Below are 16940 nucleotides of genomic sequence, written 5' to 3'. Positions count from 1 at the left end.
CCGCGACCGACACACGGTAGCGATCCGGAACGCACGCCAGACCGACGCGTTCACCAGCCTCACACCAATGGAGCACGCCCGGAATGCCGGGTGAGAGATCCGCGCCGTGTTTCCCGACTCATTCTGCTCCCCCGGAGCGGGGCGGCATGGGCGCTGCTCAGGTGGTTCGCGCCCGCGTTCGCGGTCCGAACCGGACACTCCGGTGAACACCTCCCGGCAGACGAGGTCGGCAAGTAAAGTCTGTGTGCGTCGATCACCCGAACGAGTGGCGCAGTAGGACGCCGCGGAAGGAGCTCCACCCGTGCCGACGACGTCCACAGTGGTCGACCGGGCGGTGGGCTGCCTGCTCGGCGGCGCCCTCGGCGACTCGCTCGGCACCCTGGTGGAGTACGCGCCGCTGGAGGACATCCGAGCCGACTTCGGCCCCGACGGGCTCACCGAACCCGCGCCGCAAGCACTGCTCGGCGATGCCACGCAGATGGCGCTGTTCGCAGGCGAGGGCTACCTGCACGCCTGGACCTCGGGCAACAACGGCGGGCAGTGGCGGCCGGTCGAGTCCACCGCCGCATCGCTGCGCCGCTGGCTGCTGACCCAGCAGGAGGACAAGCCCGCTCCCGGGGCCACCGGGCTGCTCGCGGAGACCGAGCTCTACGTCAGCCGCGCCCCCGGCCTGACCAGCCTGCGCGCGCTGGAAGAACCGGAACTGGGCACGCCCGACCGGCCGCGCAACACCTCCAAGGGGTGCGGAGGCCTCGACCGCAGCACACCGATCGGCTTCTCCCCGACCGGCGAGATGGCTTACCAGCTGGCCTGCCAGAGCGCGGCGCTGACCCACGGCGGCGTCGGCGGCTGGGCGTCCGCCGGAGCGCTGGCGCTGATCGTGCACCTGGTCGCCGTGCAGCAGCGCCGCTTGCCCGCCGCGATCGACCAGGCCGCAGGCCGGGTCCTGCGGGAGGACTACGAGACCGCCAACGCCCTCGCCGAAGCCGCCACGCTGGCACGGCTCGGCGCCAGCGTCGGCCACATCGAACGGCTCGGACAGGGCTGGGTGGGCCCGGAAGCGCTGGCCATCGGGGTCTACTGCGCGCTGGCGCTGCCCAAGCCCGAGCAGTTCGCCGACGCGATCAGGCTCGCGGTCAACCACTCCGGGCACAGCGACTCCACGGCCGCGGTCACCGGCAGCATCCTCGGTGCCCGCCACGGCACAGCGGTCCTCCCCCGCCCTTGGCTGGCCCGCCTCGAACTGGCCGACGTCATCGAGCGGATCGGCCACGACCTGGGCGCCAGCTGCTCCGGCGAACCCTTCAACGAACGCCGCTACCTGGGCCTCGCCTGACCCACCGCTCTCGCGATATTCGAATTTCGCGTTGGCGCCGCGTCCTGACCTGCACGTGCACGCCCGGGCGCGGGGTGGATTCAGGCGGCGGTTGGGACCGGAGTCCTGGTGGCGCGGGTGAGACGGCGGGTGCCGATGGCGCGGCAGACCAGGTAGATGACGAACGAGATGATCGTCACGAAGGCGCTGACCGGGGCTCCCGGGGCCAGCGACAGCAGGATTCCGCCCAGGACGGCCACTTCCGCGAAGACGACCGCCAGGACCGTCGCGCGGACCGGGCTCGCGGTCACCCGCGCGGCGGCCGCGCCCGGCGTGACCATCAGGGCCAGGACCAGCAGCGCGCCGACCGTGTAGACGCCCAAGGCCGTCGCCACGCCGACCAGGACCGCGAACAGCGGGGTCAGCACGCGGGTCGGGACGCCGCGGGCGGTCGCGACGTCGGGGTCGACGCTGGCGAACAGCAGCGGCCGGTAGACGAAGGCCAGCACCAGCAGCACGACCAGCGCGGAGACGCTCAGAAGCAGCACGTCGGAGGAGTCGACCCCGACGATCTGGCCGACCAGCAGGCTGAACTTGTTCGCCGTGCGCTCCGGGTTCAGCCACAGCAGGAAGACGCCCACGCCGAGGCCGAAGGACAGGATCGCGCCGATCACCGAGTCGCGTTCGGTGTGCTTCTGCCCCAGCAGACCGAGCAGCAGCGCGGCGACGACCGCACCGGCCAAGGCGCCGACGCCGACGCTCGCGCCGACCAGCAGCGCGGCGGCGGCACCGGTGAAGGCGAGCTCGGCCGTGCCGTGCACGGCGAAGGACATCTTGCGGGCGACCACCAGCGGCGCCAGGCATCCGGACACCAGGCCGAGCGCGGCCGCGGCCAGCAGCGCCTGCTGGACGAACGGGTAGCCGAGCAGGCTGATCATGGTGTCGAAGTCGAACACCCTGCTCAGCGATTCACCGATGTCGTTCACGCTTCTTCCGCCCCCACCACGTGGTGATCGTCGTTCTCGGCACCCGCCACGACGAGCCGCCCGCCGACCCGCGCCACCTCGATGTCGGTCCGGTAGAGCTCCGAGAGCGTCTCGGAGTTCATCACCTCGTCGGGCGTGCCGATCCGGAACCGGCCGTCGACGAGGTAGAGCACCCGGTCCACCAGCGGTAGCACCGGGTTGATCTCGTGCGTCACGAACAGCACGCCGGCGTCGCTGCGGCGAGCCTGCTCCGCGATCAGCCGGGAGACCTTGCGCTGGTGCGAGAGGTCCAGCGACAGCAGCGGTTCGTCGCACAGCAGCACCGACGGGTCGCCGACCAGCGCCTGGGCGACCCGGAGCCGCTGCTGCTCGCCACCGGAGAGCAGCCCGACCGGCATCGTCGCGTACTCGGTCGCCTCGACGGCGCGCAGCGCGTCGGCCACCCGGCGCTTGCGCTCGCGGCGACCGCCGAAGCCCAGGCCCCAGCGGTGCCCGTCGAGGCCGAGGCCGACGAGGTCGCTGCCGCGCACGGTGACGTTGGCCTCCAGCGCGCGCTGCTGCGGGATGTAGCCGATCCGGTCGCTGCCGCGCCGGGCCGGTTCCGATCCGATGTGGACGGTCCCGGAGTTGAGCTCCTGCAGGCCGAGCAGCACGCGCAGCAGGCTGGTCTTGCCCGAACCGTTCGGCCCGAGCACCGCCACGAACTCGCCCGGCGCCACATCCAGGTCCAGCCCGGACCACAGGGTCCGATCGCCGTAGGCCAGCGTCGCGTCGCGCAGCGAGACGGCCGGAGACCCGGCCGCGGCCTCAGCCGCCACCGGGTCCGGAGTGGTTTCCGCTACTCGTTCTGAGTTCATCGGTTGAGCGCACCTTGCAAGGCGGTGATCTGCGCGTCCATCCACTGCACGTAGCTCTGGCCCTGCGGCAGCGTCTCGGTCAGCTGGACGACCGGGATGTGCTGCGAGTCAGCGGCGGTGCGCACGTTGCGGGTGACCGGCGATTCGGTCTGCGGGTTGTAGAGCACGGCAACGGCCTGGCGGGCGTTGATCGCGTTCTGGATGTCGGCGACGGCAGCGGCCGACGGGTCGGTCTCGGCCTCGATGGCGTTGACGAACGAAGGCGGGGTCACGTCGTTCAGCTTGGCGGCCTCGACCATGTAGTGCGCCACCGGCTCGGTGACGATCACCGGCTTGCCCTGGTGAGCTGCGGCGATCTCGCCGACGCGTCCCTCCAGCCCGGCGACCTGCTGCTCGAACGCCTCGGCGTTGGCCTCGAACTGCTGGGCCTTGGCGGGCTGCATCTTGCCGAGCTCGGCGGCGACCTTGTCGGCGACCTCGTGGACGACGTGCAGGTCGTACCAGACGTGCTCGTTGCCGGAGTGATCGTGACCCGCGTGCTCACCAGCAGGTTCCCCACCGTGCTCACCCGCGGGTTCACCACCGTGCTCGTCGCCGGAGTGACCGCCGTGCTCGTGCCCGCCGCCGGCCACCGCCTGCACGGTCGGCCTGGGGGCGTCACCGAGCACCTGGGTCATGAAGTCGTCGTAGCCACCGCCGTTGAGCACCACGAGGTTCGCGTCGCTGATCTTCGCGGCGTCCTGCGGGCTGCTCTCGTAGGAGTGCGGGTCGGCCCCGGCGTCCTCGATGATCGATTCGACCTCGACGCCGTCGCCGCCGACGGCCTGCACGACGCTGCCCCACACGCTCGTCGAGGCGACGACCTTGATCTTGTCGTTCGGCCCGGGAGCGGCGGGCCCACCGGCGGAGCAGCCGGTCAACGCGATGGCACCGACGGTCAGTCCGGCTAATGCGGTCACAGCTGAGCGGCTGCGGACGGTCATGGGTGGCACTCCCGGGTGATCAGTGGAGGACGCTCTCGAGTGACTCCAGTTGCGAACGGTAACGGAAACCGTTGTCAACTGCAGTCTAAGCACCCTTCCTCCGAACGCTCCAGCACCCGGTGTATTTCCGAACGCGATATCAGCCACATGCAGCAACAACGCCCCCGCCCGGAATCCGGGCGGGGGCGTTGAGGACCTGGTGCGAGCGGCGACGCCGCGCACGGATCACGAAGCGAGGCGGTCGCCCGTTTCGGGGTGGAACAGGTGGACCTCGCCCGCGTCGCGGAGGGCCACCTTGACCTGCTGGCCCAGGGCCGGGGGCGTGCGCCCGTCGGCGCGGACCACGAAGCGCTCGGAGGAGCCGCCGACCGAGATCGAGCCGTGGATCAGGGCGTCGGCGCCCAGCTCCTCGACCAGCTCGACGGTCATGTCGAGCCCGTCGGCGTCGCTGGAGGTCAGCTCCAGCGCCTCCGGACGAACGCCGAAGGTGACCTGCTCCAGGTCGCCCGCCGCGGCCAGCGTCTCGCGGGACAGCGGCACCGTGGCGCCGTCGAGCACCGCGCCCTCGCTGGTCAGCGGGACGGTCTTGAGGTTCATGGCGGGCGAGCCGATGAAGCCGGCGACGAACGCGTTCGCCGGGTTCTCGTAGAGCTCGCGGGGTGTCGCGACCTGCTGCAGCAGACCGTCCTTGAGCACCGCCACGCGGTGACCCATCGTCATCGCCTCGACCTGGTCGTGGGTGACGTAGATGGTCGTGGTGCCCAGCCGCTTCTGCAGCGCGGCGATGTTGGCGCGGGTCTCCACGCGCAGCTTCGCGTCCAGGTTGGACAGCGGTTCGTCCATCAGGAAGACGCTGGGTTCGCGAACGATCGCGCGCCCCATCGCCACTCGCTGGCGCTGACCGCCGGAGAGCGCCTTGGGCTTGCGGTCCAGGTACTTCTCGAGGTCGAGCATCCGCGCCGCCTCGGTCACCTTCTCGCTGATGACCGCCTTGGGCGTCTTGCGCAGCTTGAGCGCGAATCCCATGTTCTCGGCGACCGTCATGTGCGGGTAGAGCGCGTAGGACTGGAACACCATCGCGATGTCCCGGGACTTGGGCGGGGTGTTGGTGACATCGCTGCCACCGATCGAAATGCCACCCTCGTCGATGTCCTCGAGCCCGGCCAGCATTCGCAGCGCCGTGGACTTCCCGGAACCGGAGGGCCCCACCAGAACGAGGAACTCGCCGTCCGCGACGTCGAGCTCCAGCTGGTCAACCGCCTTGACCGGCGGGCTGCCGGGGTAGACGCGAGAGGCGTTGACGTACGCGACCTCAGCCATTTGTGACACCCTTCACTACAATCGGTCCAGGAGAAAGTAGCGTCGATTCGACGGAACGTCACCCCACCGACTGCCGCAATTCCGGAGAGTGATCACTCCGCGTCGTTCCGTGTTCACGGTTCGAACATCAGTGGGATGTAAGTCATGCTCGCTTCACCCTCGGGTTCTGAACCGTTACGGTTCCTCCATGGCGCGGTCAACGAATGCCCGGCGGCCTGCGACCCTCGCGTCGCTCGCTGCGGAACTCGGGGTTTCCCGGACGACGGTGTCCAACGCTTACAACCGTCCGGATCAGCTGTCCCCTGAGCTGCGCAAACGCGTCCTGGAGACGGCGCGGCGGCTCGGATACCCGGGACCGGACCCGGTGGCGCGCTCACTGCGGACCCGCAAGGCGGGCGCGGTCGGTCTGCTGCTCACCGAGAACCTCTCCTACGCCTTCCGCGACCCGGGAGCCGTCGGCTTCCTGGAAGGGCTCGCGCTGGCCTGCGAAGACGCCGGGCAAGGACTGACCCTCATACCGGCCAGCCCGGAGCGCGAGGACGTCGCGGCCGTGCACCGCGCCGGTGTCGACGGGTTCGTCGTGTACTCCGTTCCCGAGGACGACCCGCACCTGGCAGCCGTGATGGAGCGTCCCGTCCCCGTGGTGGTCTGCGACCAGCCGCGGCTGGACAACCTGGACTGGGTCGGCCCGGACGACCGGCAGGCCATCAAGGCCGTCGCCGGCCACCTGATCGGGCTCGGCCACCGGCGCATCGGCGTGCTGTGCATGCGCCTCGCGCGCGGCCGCAACGACGGCCCCGCCACCGTGCAGCGGCAGGCCAACGCCAGCTTCCACGTGCAGAAGGCCAGGTTGACCGCGCTCGCCGAGGAGTTCAGCGAGGCAGGCGTGGACTGGACGACCGTGCCCGTCGTGGAGCGCTTCGACCACACCCTCGACTCGGGCGCCTCCGCCGCCGCTCAGGCGCTGGAGATCGACCCCGAGATCACCGCACTGGTGTGCACCTCGGACATCCTGGCGCTCGGCGCGCTGCGCGAGGCCCAGAACCGCGGGCTGCGGGTGCCGGAAGACCTGACCATCACGGGCTTCGACGGCATCCCGGACGCCGAGCGAGCCGGTCTCACCACGGTCCGCCAGCCCTGGCTGGAGAAGGGCCGCGCCGCGGGCCGGCTCCTGCTGGAGACCAGCGAGCCGAGCCGCCCGAGGCACATCCAGCTCGAAACGCAGCTCATCGCCGGTGCCACGTCCGGCCCGCCGCGTTCCGGTGAGGAGTTCTGGTTCGGTCCGTGACCGCAGTCACGAAACCGCAGGAGAATTGCCGTTCACCCCGGTGAACGGCAATTTTCACATTCGGGCCCGAGACGCTCAGTAGTTGGACCACTCGCCCTGCGCGTAGTCGAGGATCGTCGGGTGCATCAGCGTCGACGGCGTCAGGCCCGGTAACCGATCCCGGTCGGGCGGGAAGACGCGCGCGGCCTGGAGGGTCTCGGCGTTCAGCGAGCGCAGCGGTGGGACGTCCTGCGGCAGGCGCGGTTCCGGCGGTTCCGCGCCACCGGTGACCAGGTGGAAACCCCATTCGCCGAAGGCCGGGACCGACACCTCGTAGGGCGTGGTGCGCAGGCCCACCGAGCGCAGCGTGGCCTCGACGCACCAGTAGGCCTTCGGCGCGAAGTACGGCGAACCCGACTGCACGACCGCGCGAGCACCGTCGGACATGGCCTGCTCGACCAGGCCGTAGAACTCCGCCGAGTACAGCTTGGCCGTCGCCGTGGAGTCAGCGTCGGGCATGTCGACGATCACCACGTCGAAGCGCTCGCGGTTCTCCCGCAACCAGGTGAAGGCGTCGCCGGGGACCGCCCGCACCCGCGGGTCCTCGAAGGCGTCGTGGTTCAACGAGGTCACCCGCGGATCCGTGCGGGCCAGCTGCAGCACCGCCGGGTCGAGGTCGACCAGCGTGACGTCCCGGACGTCGGGGTAGCGCAGGATCTCCCGCAGCCCCAAGCCGTCTCCGCCGCCGAGCACCAGAACCCGCTCGCGCGGACCGCTCATCGCCGGGTGGACCATCGCCTCGTGGTAGCGGTACTCGTCGATCGAGCTGAACTGCAGGTCGCCGTTGAGGTACATGCGCGTGTCCGGCGTCCCGCTCAGCGACGCCGACTCGGTGAGCACCACGTCCTGGTACGGCGACCGCTCGGCGTGCACCACGGGGTCGGCGTAGAGCGCCTGCCGCGCGGTGACCTCGAAGTCGTCGGCGAACGCGTACGCCCCCACCAGCAGAACGCCGACCAGCGCTGACGCTCCGATCAGCAGCAGCCGGGCGCGCTTGCTCAGCTCGCGCCGGAACACCGTGAGCACCAGGCCCAGCCCGGCGGCGGCGTTGAGCATCCCCACCAGCAGGGCGCCCTGGACCTGACCGAACAGCGGCAGCAGCAGGAACGGGAAGGCCAGGCCACCGACGAGCCCACCGACGTAGTCGGCGGCGAACAGGTCGGCCACCGCGGACCCGGCGTCCTGCTGCCGGATCCGCTGCAGCAGGACCATCAGCAGCGGGATCTCGGCGCCGATCAGCAGACCCAGCACCAGCGCGGTCGCGATCAGCGCGGGCAGGTACAGGCTCAGCCACGCGAACGCCGCGTAGAGCACGAGGACGCTGAGGCCGCCGAGCAGCGCCAGCAGCAGCTCGATGCCGGCGAACGCGGCCGCAGCCCACGGTTGCAGCGGTTTCGCGGCCAGCGCGCCGACGCCCATCGCGAACACCATCAGCGACAGGACGATCGAGGCCTGCCCGATGGTGTCGCCGATCAGGTAGCTGCCGAGCGCGACCAGGGCCAGCTCGTAGACCAGACCGCACGCCGCGCAGACGAAGACGGCCACCAGCACCGCGAACCGCGCGGTGCGCCCTCGCGGTGACGCGGTCTCCTCCGCGGTCGCGGGGGCTTCGGTGGCCGTCAATAGATCGCGGCGGCCATCAGCACCGCGAGCACCACGTGCGCGGTCGCCGACACCCAGGTCGCCGGGTGCATGGTGGGCGAGGACAGCTCGTCACCGAGCTTGCCCGGCGTGATGGCATCGATGAGCAGGAACGACAGGCTCATCAGCACCAGGCCGAGCAGTCCGTAGGCGACGGTGCCGATCAGCCCGAGCAGCAGGTCGTCGGCGCTGGCCACGATCGCGGTGGTGAGGATGATGCCGACACCGGCGAGCCCGGACACCAGCAGCAGCGCGGCGTTCGGGTTGCGGTTGACCCAGATCAGGTCGCGCAGCTTGCCGGGCGTGGCGAGGTCGACGAGGAGGTAGCCGAGCGCCATCATCGCCACGCCGATCACCCCGTAGGCGACCGCGGCGAACAGGCCGGCGAGCAGTTCGTTGAGCAAGGTGATGTGCCCTTCCCGTGTCGTGGTGCGTCAGCGCCGGGGTCCCGCCGGCGGCGGCCCCGGAGGTTGTGGCCGGTACGGCCCTGGCGGCCCGTACCCGGGCGGCGGTCCTGGCTGCGGGTAACCCGGCGGTGCCCCCTGCGGCGGATAGCCCTGCGGTGGCCCCTGCGGCGGATAACCCGGCGGCGGTCCCTGCGGCGGGTGGCCCTGCGGCGGAAAGCCTTGTGGCGGGCCGTGCTGTGGCGGCGGTCCCTGTGGTGGTGGCCCCTGGGGCGGTCCGGGGACAGGCGGCGGTGCTTGCTTCTTCTGCTTGGCCGAAGCCCGGAGCCCCAGCAGCACGGCCAGCAGTGCCACCGTCCCGAGCCCGATGAGCCACGCCCACGCCGGCCAGCTCGAACCGGAGCCGTCGGCCTCCGGGAGCGGTGCCGACGGCGTCCCGGTCGAATCCGGGACTCGCGGAGGCGGCAGCGCTCCGCTCTCCACCAGCAGCAGCGGAGTCGCGCGAGCGGCCTGACCGGTGAACGCCACCGTGGCGCCGACCAGCGCATCGGCCGAGATGCCGAGCCCCACATAGTCGTCCGCGTCCGGCAGCGCGCCGAGCCCCGGGGACGCCCGCACCTCGATGTCGGCTGCGTCGAGATCGTCGTCGTCGGCCGCGTTGGCCACGAAGACCTGCGTCTCGACCCAGCGCGGGCAGGATTCCGCGGGAACGTCCGGGCCCCGGCTGGACCCCTGGGCGGAGCGCCTGGTCGCGCCGTCGGTGAGCTTCCAGCCGAAGCAGACGCCGTGCAGCTTCTCCAGGTCCGCCATCTGCCGGCTGAGCTGCTGCGCTTCGTCCTGGCTGAAGCTCTCGGACTCCAGGCCGGTGTAACGGGAGTTCTGGCTGTAGTAGGTCGTCTCGTCGGAGGTGAAGGTGGTCTGCGTGGACCCGCCGAACAGCGTCGTGACCAGCAAGACGCAGACGAGCGTCAGGACCGCGAGTCCGATGAGAACCCACTTCTTCATTTCCCGGCCCCCGGACCGCGGCCCCGGAAGCTCTCGCCGTGCGTGGACGTCCAACCCCACACGTGCCCGACGTGGCTGTGGTAGCGCCGGTAAGCACGGTCGGCGTCCATCAGGTGGATCACCGATCCGCGCTGGTGGGGCTGGATGATCACGGCGTCACCGGAGTAGCGCAAGTAGACGCCCGAGGAGTCGGCGGACTGCGACTGCGGGCGCCACTTCCTGGTGATCTCGGTGGCCACGACGCTCGGCGGCTTCGGGCTCGTGTAGGCCTCGTTGTCGTCGTCGCCGGCGATGTCGAGCTGCGCCGCCCGCGTGTAGTGGTGTGCGACGTACCCACGCGGGCCCGAGCCGGTGGAGAAGATCATCACGAGACCGACGATGAGGGCGAGAACGGCGGCCAGCGCCGCGATGACGAACCAGTACCTGGGTTTCATGAGTTCAGTCCGCCGTCGGGTAGATGAGCACGTCGTAGCGGCCGAGCTTCTCGCCCGCGGTGGCCTCCCACGCGGCTTCGCCGTAGGACTCGAAGCCCAGCAGCGCACCGTCGGAGGACTCGTAGTCGTGGTAGCGCACGGTCCCCGCGTCGTCGAGGCCCGTCGTGGCCTCGCTGCGGAAGTTCGCGGAACCCGACTCGCCGGAGCGGTAGGTGCGGCCGTCGAACTCGACCGCCTTCTCCCCCGGGGCTCCCGCCCCGGTGACCGGCGTCCACATCGTCAGGATCAGGTCGGGGTCCTCTTCGACCGCGAGCCACACCTGGGTGCCCTGGGAGTCGTCGAGCAGGTGCTCCGACCAGCTCCACCCGCCCTCGTCGAGGCGCAGGCTGCCGCGCACCGTGTAGGTCGTCGAGCGGATCTCCACGATGTCCCCGGCTTTCAGCGCACGAGGATCACCCCGAAGCGAATCCTGGTCACCGGTCCCGAAGGGATCCTGCGGCGCTCCCGCCCCGGACTCCCCCTGCCGGGCCGCGTTCCGCGCTCGCACCCCCAGCACCACGGCGACCGCCGCGACCACGACCAGCAGCACCACCAAGACGACCAGCAGCACGACCATTCCGGTACGCCCCTTCCGCACGATTCCGCGGTGAGGCTATACGCCGTCCATCCGCGACGAGCGCAAAACTCGAAAACGTGACCAAGCACGCGAGACGAACGGGCCGCCCACCCGCAGGTGAGCGGCCCGTCGTTCGGTGGCGGTCAGGCCGACAGCAGCTGCGCGCAGCGGATCAGGCCCAGGTGGGAGTAGGCCTGCGGGTGGTTGCCCAGGGAGCGCTCGGCGATCGGGTCGTACTCCTCGGACAGCAGACCCGTCGGGCCCGCGGTGTCCACGATCTGCTGGAACAGCTCCTCCGCCTCGGTGCGACGACCTGTGAGCAGGTAGGACTCGATCAGCCACGCCGCGCAGAGGTGGAAACCGCCCTCATCGCCGGGAAGGCCGTCGTCCCGCCGGTAGCGGTAGACCGTGGAGCCGCTGCGCAGCTCCGCCTCGATGGCGGTGACCGTGGCGCGGAACCGCTCGTCGGACGGGTCGATCAGCCCGGACAGCCCCACGTAGAGCGACGCCGCGTCGAGGTCGGAACCCTCGTAGGCGGTCGTGAACGCCTGCACGTCGGGGTGCCAGCCGTTCTTCACCACGTCCTCGGCGATCTGGTCGCGCAGCGACACCCAGCCGTCCTCGACCTGGCGGCCGTAGGCCTCGGCGATCTTGATCGCGCGGTCCAGCGTCACCCAGCACATCACCTTGGAGTAGACGTGGTGCCGGGGCGCGTCGCGCTCCTCCCAGATGCCGTGGTCGGGCTCGAACCAGCGCTTGCCGACCGCATCGGCCATGGCCGTGACCAGCTGCCAGTCGTTGTCCCGGACCTTTCCGGTGGCCTGCGCCAAGTGCGCGATGAGCTCCACGACCGGACCGAACACGTCCAGCTGGACCTGCTGGTCGGCGAGGTTGCCGACGCGCACCGGCCGCGAGCCGGCGTAGCCGGGCAGGCTGTCGATGACGGCCTCCGGCCCCAGGCCGGTGCCCTGCAGCGAGTACAGCGGGTGCAACCGCTCCGGTCCGGGAACGGACTCCAGCACCCGGTGCAGCCAGTCCAGGAACCCCTCGGCCTCCGCGTTGGAACCCAACGTGACCAGGGTTTGAGCGGTCATCGCGCCGTCCCGCAGCCAGCAGTAGCGGTAGTCCCAGTTGCGGACCCCGCCGATCTCCTCGGGCAGCGACGTGGTCGCGGCGGCCATGATCGCGCCGGTGTCGGAGTGCACCAGGCCGCGCAGCGTCAGCGCCGACCGCGCCACCAGGTCGTGCTCGACCTCCGGCAGCGACAGCGTCTCCATCCAGTCCGACCAGTAGGCCTCGGCCTCCGCCCGCCGGCTCCGCTCGTCGGTCGGCGTGAGGTCCTCGGTGCCGCCGCGCATCTCCAGCACGACCGGTTCACCTTCGGTGAGCTCGATGACGGCCTTCGCCGACTGGTGCATGCCGTCCGAGGTGATCTCCCACTGCACACCGGGCGAGTGCACCACCATCGGTTCCGAGGTGCCGTGCACGCGCAGGCCCCCGGCCTCGGGGCTGATGCGCACCGGCACCTGACCGAACTCCGGCCGCGGCGCGAACTCCACCGAGACCGTGGTGGCGCCGCTGATCACCCGCACCAGGTCGGTCCGGTGGCTGTCGGTGCCGTGCGCCAGGTAATCGGTGACGAGCAGCCGCGACCAGCGGGTTTCCACGGTCATGGTGTTGGGCACGTAGCGCTGGCCGAGCGGCAGCGGGCTGCGCTGCCCGCCGTTGCCGACGGCGTGCGGGCGGATGCTGAAGACGCCGGCGCCGGGCCCGCCGAGCAGGTCGGCGAACACCGCCGCCGAGTCGGGGCCGGGGTGGCACATCCAGGTCACCCGGGCGTCCGGGGTCAGCAGCGCGACGTTGCGCTCGTTGGACAGCATGGTCAGCCGCTCGATGGGCGGTGCCTGCTCGCCGTAGAGCCACGTGCGCCGCTCCTCCATGAGGAAGGCCAGCACGGTGGCGACGTCGGTGGTGCTGCTGATCCGGTGCGCGGCCAGCGACTCGCCGTCGCCGACCTTGATTCCCAGGTCAGGTCCTTGGAGCCGGGCGAAGGCCTTCTCGTCGGTGACGTCGTCGCCGAGGAAGATCGCGGCGGTGGCCCCGACCTGGTGGCGCAGCGCTTCCAGCGCGTTGCCCTTGTCGGTCTGCACCACGGCCAGCTCGATGACGGCCTTGCCCTCGGTGACCTGCACACCGTCCCATTGGGCGGGGCCGCGGCGCACGGCGTCGATGACGTCGTCGGCCACGTCCTGCTCGGCGCGGCGGACGTGCACGGCGACGCTCGCCGGTTTGGCCTCCAGCGTCACTCCGGTCCGGCTGCGCACGATGTCCTGGACCGCGACCTGCAGCTCGGTGCGCAGCTGGGTGGCCTCCGGTTCGAGGCCGTGGACGAACCCGACATCGAACTCCGAGCCGTGGCTGCCGACGAGGTGCACCTCGGAGGGCAGCCGGGACAGGGTGGCCAGGTCGCGCAGCGCGCGGCCGGAGATCACCGCCGTGGTGGTGGCGGGCAGCGCGGCGAGCGACCGCAGCGCGTGCACCGATTCGGGCAGCGGTTTGGCCTGGCTCGGATCGGCCACGATCGGCGCGAGCGTGCCGTCGTAGTCACAAGCGACCAGAAGTCGAGGCGTCCGCGCGAGCTGCACGATCACGCGGCGCAGCTCCGCAGGCAGGGCTTCGGCGGTCAACGCCATACTCCTTGGGGCAGGTCAAGTCTGGATGGATCGATCCGGTTCGCCTGAGGCGATAACCATCTGCTGGCGACCGGTTCTGCTCAGTATCGCCGACGTCGTGCGATCCGTGTTCCGGGCCGGTTACCGTCAGCTACTCCGCGGAGGGGGTGCCCAACGCTTCGAGGAACGACCGCGCCCAGCGGTCGACGTCGTGCGTGAGCACTTGCCTACGCAGAGCGCGCATCCTACGGCGACCCTCCGCCTCGTCGATCTCCAGGGCGGCGAGCAGCGCGTCCTTCACCCCGTCCAGGTTATGGGGATTCACCAAGAACGCACTCGTGAGCTCGGCGGCCGCGCCTGCGAACTCGCTGAGCACCAGCGCACCGCCCAGGTCGTAGCGGCAGGCGACGTATTCCTTGCAGACCAAGTTCATCCCATCGCGCACCGGCGTCACCACCATGACGTCGGCCGCGGCGTAGAGGGCCACGAGGTCCTTCTTGTCCACTGAAGTGTGCAAGTAATGCACGGCAGGGTGACCGACGCGGCCGAACAGGCCGTTGATCCGGCCCACCTCCCGCTCGATGTCCTCGCGCATCTGCTTGTAGTGCTCGACCCGCTCCCTGCTGGGCGTGGCGACCTGGATCATCGTCACGTCCTCGGCCTTGACGTGGCCTTCGGCGAGCAGCTCGTGCATCGCGTGCAGCCGCACGTCGATGCCCTTGGTGTAGTCCAGCCGGTCGACCCCGAGCATGATCCTGCGCGGGTTGCCCAGGTCGGCGCGCAGCTTCTTGACCCGCTGCTGGACGTCCTTGCTGCGGGCGAGCTTGTCCAGCTCGGTGGAGGCGATGGAGATCGGGAACGCGCCGACCCGCACGGTCCGGTCGCCGACCTGCACGACACCCGGCCGGTTGCGCACGCCGACCTGCCCCCGGCTGGGTTCGAAACCGGCGAGCCTGCGGGCGAGCCAGAGGAAGTTCTGCGCACCGCCGGGCCGGTGGAAACCCACGAGATCGGCGCCGAGCAGGCCGCGCACGATCTCGGTCCGCCACGGCAGCTGCATGAACAGCTCGACCGGCGGGAACGGGATGTGCAGGAAGAAGCCGATGCGCAGGTCGGGCCGCAGCTCGCGCAGCATCGCGGGCACCAGCTGCAGCTGGTAGTCCTGCACCCACACGGTGGCGCCTTCGGCGCTGACCTCGGCCGCGGCTTCGGCGAAGCGCCGGTTCACCCGCTGGTACGCGTGCCACCAGGAGCGGTCGAACACCGGCGGCACGACCACGTCGTGGTAGAGCGGCCACAGCGTGGCGTTGGAGAATCCCTCGTAGTACGAGGCGAACTCGTCCGCCGACAGCCTGACCGGGTACAGCTGCATCTCGTCGTCGTCGAACGGCTCCACGTCGACGTCGGCGACGCCCGGCCACCCGACCCAGGCACCGCGCCTGGCGCGGAGGAAGGGCTCGAGCGCCGTGACCAGCCCACCTGGGCTGTGCTTCCAGCGCTCGGTGCCGTCCTCCAACTTCTCCAGGTCGACGGGAAGCCGGTTGGCGACCACGACGAAGTCGGCCCGGCCGGAACTGCTACTGGGCTCGTCGCCCTTGCTCACCGGAAACCCTCCCGCCGTGCATCCACCTGTAGTTGCGAGGCTACTTAACAGAGCCCCTCACCGCGTGCTTCGTGTGGACCAAACACTCCCGCGTGTTTCGGTCCGGATGGGCCCTTCACTTCGTTTCCGCTGCGTCGCGCGGCAAATCGGCGGTCAGTCCAGGCGCCGTCTGGACGGGCGCAGCGGACCGGACAGCCTGGGCCCGGAGATCCGCCGCTCCAGTCTGCCGAGCCTGCTGCGCACCGGCTGCGCCAGGTACTCGCCGAGCACCACGCCGGCGCCGAGGGCGAGACCGGTCGCCACCGCGAGCATCAGCGTCGCGACGCCTGTCGGGCTGCTCAGCACCGACAGCTCGAACAGCCCGCGGTAGGTCGCCAGTCCGGGCAGCAGCGGGGACACCGCGGACACGGCGACGACCAGCGCGGGGATCTCGAAGTGACGGGCCACGATGCCGCCCACGAGACCGACGACCATGGTGGCCACGGCACCGGCCAGGACCGGGTTGACGTCCAGGAGGTCCGGGTTGATCAGCGTCGCGTGCACACCTGCCGCAACGCCACCGCCGATGCCGGCGATCAGCAGCGGGCGCGGCGGCGCGTAGCTGGCCAGGGCGAAGCACGCCGAGGTGGAGGCACCGGCGAGGATCTGCACCGGCAGCTGCAACGTCGTCGCCACCACCTGCGCGCGGCCCAGCGACTGCGGGTCCAGCCCCGCGACGGTGTCGCCCCCTATTCGCAGTCCGACGTAGAGGGCCAGGACGACGCCGGCGATCAGACCGGCGGTCATCATCGCCAGTTCGGCCATCCGGCCCGCCGCCGTGACGTTGTACCCGGTGATGGCGTCCTGCATGGAACCGACGACGGTCATCCCGGACAGCAGGACGATGATGCTCGCGGCGATCGCCAGAGAGGGATTGTGCAAGATCCCCACCGTGAAGGCGCCGAGCGCGAGGCTGGTGGCGACCGCACCACCGACCGCCTGCTGGAAGAAGAACGGCAGCGCGCGTCTGTTCAGCAACCGCCCGACGCGGTCGATCAGCGCCGTGGTTCCCGCGGCGACCAGCGGCAGGAACGGGTCGGTGGCACCGCCCAGCAGGACGGCCAGCGAGGCGGCCATCCCGGCCCAGGCCAAGGTGGCGACCCAGCGCGGGAACGGGTGCGTCGCGGTGGTGATCCGGTCCAGCTCCGCGTAGGCGTCGTTGGCGCTGATCTCGCCGCCGGTGATCCGCCGCAGCAGCTTCTCGACGTCGGCGAGCCGCGTGTAGTCGATGGAGCGGTTGCGGACCACGCGCAGCGAGGTGATCGGCGGCTGCTCGGTGCCCCGGTAGCAGGAGACGGTGATCGACGTGTAGATCACGTCGACCTCGCAGTGCGGCAGACCGTAGGCGCTGACCACGCCGATGATGGTCGCGGTGACGTCGGATGCGCCCGCACCGCTGGCCATCTGCACCTCACCGATGCGCAGGCCGAGGTCCAGGACCAGGTGAACGGTTGACTCGTCGGGCAGCGAAGGCCCGAAGACGACGTTGCGAGAGCCCGGGACGATCGTCTGCTCGGGGTCGCGCCGCCGCAGCACACCACGCGCGCGCTGCGTGATTCCCACCGCGGTCTTTCCTTCCTGCCGCGCCCCGCGAGCGGAGCGCCGCCGTGGCTGATCTTCCCCTCGGGCATCGCCTGTCATGAGCGGACCGTTGCACTCGGCATCTGTGGCTTCCATCACTGGTCGTCGACGCAAGCGCGGCCGCCTCCCGACCCGGCCGCAGCGGCGCTTACGATGT

14 protein-coding genes are annotated in these 16940 nt (G+C 70.7%); 2 read left to right on the top strand and 12 right to left on the bottom strand.

Annotated elements, in window-relative coordinates; all coding sequences use genetic code 11:
• The first annotated feature begins 301 nt into the window (after positions 1-301).
• Positions 302-1336, top strand: a complete 1035-nt coding sequence (locus FHU35_RS27090) for an ADP-ribosylglycohydrolase family protein (RefSeq protein ID WP_145744865.1) — start codon at positions 302-304, stop codon at positions 1334-1336.
• An 80-nt stretch (positions 1337-1416) separates the two neighbouring features.
• Here FHU35_RS27090 and FHU35_RS27085 read toward each other — a convergent pair whose 3' ends face one another.
• The 4 genes from FHU35_RS27085 to FHU35_RS27070 form a co-directional block, all read right to left on the bottom strand.
• A complete protein-coding gene (locus tag FHU35_RS27085; protein WP_425474191.1) occupies positions 1417-2280 on the bottom strand; it encodes a metal ABC transporter permease in 864 nt (287 codons plus the stop codon).
• A 17-nt stretch (positions 2281-2297) separates the two neighbouring features.
• Positions 2298-3158 (bottom strand): metal ABC transporter ATP-binding protein, encoded by an 861-nt coding sequence (locus FHU35_RS27080; protein ID WP_145744859.1) that lies wholly within the window; start codon positions 3156-3158, stop codon positions 2298-2300.
• Entirely contained in the window at positions 3155-4141 is a 987-nt protein-coding gene (locus tag FHU35_RS27075; protein ID WP_145744857.1) for a metal ABC transporter solute-binding protein, Zn/Mn family, read from the bottom strand. Before FHU35_RS27075 ends, FHU35_RS27080 begins: the two co-directional genes overlap by 4 nt.
• 225 nt (positions 4142-4366) lie before the next feature.
• The gene (locus FHU35_RS27070; protein WP_145744855.1) at positions 4367-5461 is read right to left on the bottom strand and encodes an ABC transporter ATP-binding protein; all 1095 of its coding nucleotides are present in this window, start codon (positions 5459-5461) and stop codon (positions 4367-4369) included.
• A gap of 187 nt (positions 5462-5648) precedes the next feature.
• On the opposite strand from FHU35_RS27070, the gene FHU35_RS27065 reads away from it, so the two are divergent.
• Positions 5649-6749: a LacI family DNA-binding transcriptional regulator gene (locus FHU35_RS27065; RefSeq protein WP_145744853.1), complete on the top strand. Its 1101-nt coding sequence runs from the start codon at positions 5649-5651 to the stop codon at positions 6747-6749.
• A gap of 75 nt (positions 6750-6824) precedes the next feature.
• Here the strand turns inward: FHU35_RS27065 and FHU35_RS27060 are convergent, their stop codons facing one another.
• The 8 genes from FHU35_RS27060 to FHU35_RS27025 all read right to left on the bottom strand — a co-directional run bounded on the left by FHU35_RS27060 (position 6825) and on the right by FHU35_RS27025 (position 16765).
• Positions 6825-8411 (bottom strand): polyamine aminopropyltransferase, encoded by a 1587-nt coding sequence (locus FHU35_RS27060; protein ID WP_145744850.1) that lies wholly within the window; start codon positions 8409-8411, stop codon positions 6825-6827.
• On the bottom strand, positions 8408-8833 hold the full coding sequence (locus FHU35_RS27055; protein ID WP_145744848.1) for a DUF350 domain-containing protein: 426 nt from the start codon (positions 8831-8833) through the stop codon (positions 8408-8410). The genes FHU35_RS27060 and FHU35_RS27055 overlap by 4 nt, the downstream gene beginning before the upstream one ends.
• Before the next feature lie 30 nt (positions 8834-8863).
• Entirely contained in the window at positions 8864-9838 is a 975-nt protein-coding gene (locus FHU35_RS29480) for a hypothetical protein (protein ID WP_186459643.1), read from the bottom strand.
• Complete coding sequence (locus FHU35_RS27045) at positions 9835-10272, bottom strand: DUF4247 domain-containing protein (protein WP_145744846.1); 438 nt, start codon at positions 10270-10272, stop codon at positions 9835-9837. Before FHU35_RS27045 ends, FHU35_RS29480 begins: the two co-directional genes overlap by 4 nt.
• A gap of 4 nt (positions 10273-10276) precedes the next feature.
• Positions 10277-10909 (bottom strand): DUF4178 domain-containing protein, encoded by a 633-nt coding sequence (locus FHU35_RS27040; RefSeq protein WP_246110606.1) that lies wholly within the window; start codon positions 10907-10909, stop codon positions 10277-10279.
• A gap of 122 nt (positions 10910-11031) precedes the next feature.
• Positions 11032-13581, bottom strand: a complete 2550-nt coding sequence (gene otsB, locus FHU35_RS27035; RefSeq protein ID WP_186459642.1) for a trehalose-phosphatase — start codon at positions 13579-13581, stop codon at positions 11032-11034.
• 130 nt (positions 13582-13711) lie between these two features.
• Complete coding sequence (locus FHU35_RS27030) at positions 13712-15163, bottom strand: alpha,alpha-trehalose-phosphate synthase (UDP-forming) (RefSeq protein ID WP_145744841.1); 1452 nt, start codon at positions 15161-15163, stop codon at positions 13712-13714.
• 153 nt (positions 15164-15316) lie between these two features.
• Complete coding sequence (locus tag FHU35_RS27025) at positions 15317-16765, bottom strand: threonine/serine exporter family protein (RefSeq protein WP_145744839.1); 1449 nt, start codon at positions 16763-16765, stop codon at positions 15317-15319.
• Between the last annotated feature and the right edge of the window lie 175 nt (positions 16766-16940).

The sequence above is a fragment of the Saccharopolyspora dendranthemae genome, from assembly GCF_007829955.1.
GTDB lineage: Bacteria > Actinomycetota > Actinomycetes > Mycobacteriales > Pseudonocardiaceae > Saccharopolyspora > Saccharopolyspora dendranthemae.
The sequence above is the reverse complement of the archived record's forward strand: the minus strand, read 5'-3'. Positions and strand labels throughout refer to the sequence as shown.